General features: G+C 39.2%; 1 protein-coding gene. It reads left to right on the top strand.

The annotated features are described in order from the left end of the window. Positions 1–747, top strand: a 747-nt coding sequence (locus IQR33_RS12730) for a hypothetical protein (protein ID WP_228013879.1), incomplete at both ends; no start/stop codon positions are given.

The raw sequence follows: 747 nt of genomic DNA, 5'->3' as shown, positions 1-747 counted from the left end.
AACACTTCAACCATCTGCAATTTTTATAGATACACAGTGGACAGATCCTCTTGAAGCCGCATTTTCCCATACTATGAAAAATATGGGGTACGTAAAAAGTGATGAATTGAATGGTTACTTATCTAAAAATATCTCAGGGGCTGAGCTTGGTTCTGCTTCTGTTGAACTAACTCCGGCTTCACCTATCAAGAAGTTAAGTCTCGATAGAGTGATAAAGACTTGGAGGAATCTCAAACAAATAGAGCGTGTTCAGAGAGCTATGTCAAAGTACAAAGCGAATATACCTTTATCCACTTCAGATATATTTAATGGTATAGGGGTATTGTGCTCAAGTATTTCCGATGGACTTAAGCGTAGTAACCTTTCTACTTTCGTAAAGGTAATTGTCGAATCGAGTGAAAGGTACTTCAATGCATGTCTGCAAAATAATCCTGTGTGGGCTGTGGAGGCACCGGAAGAGCAATACGGATTAAATATGCGATTGGAGAGTGTTGATTTGTCCAGAGGTGGCGTTAGAACGGAAGTCAATTCAGGATCGCTGCCTTGCGAAGGGAGTTCCATAAGCGGTAGATCTAAGAACGGAAATAAATTTGCAGAAGCACACAAAAATACAGGCGGGTGTTTTATCGATTTCTTGCACTGGCAGTCTATAACGAATCCAATTATTTCTGTTTTTGAGAATGTTACTTCATTTACTAAATCAAACTCATACGCTGTTATCGTAGATACGTTTAGTAAAGTGTTTGG

It is taken from the genome of Vibrio sp. OPT46, assembly GCF_015163535.1.
Taxonomy (GTDB): domain Bacteria; phylum Pseudomonadota; class Gammaproteobacteria; order Enterobacterales; family Vibrionaceae; genus Vibrio; species Vibrio alginolyticus.
The sequence above is the reverse complement of the archived record's forward strand: the minus strand, read 5'-3'. Positions and strand labels throughout refer to the sequence as shown.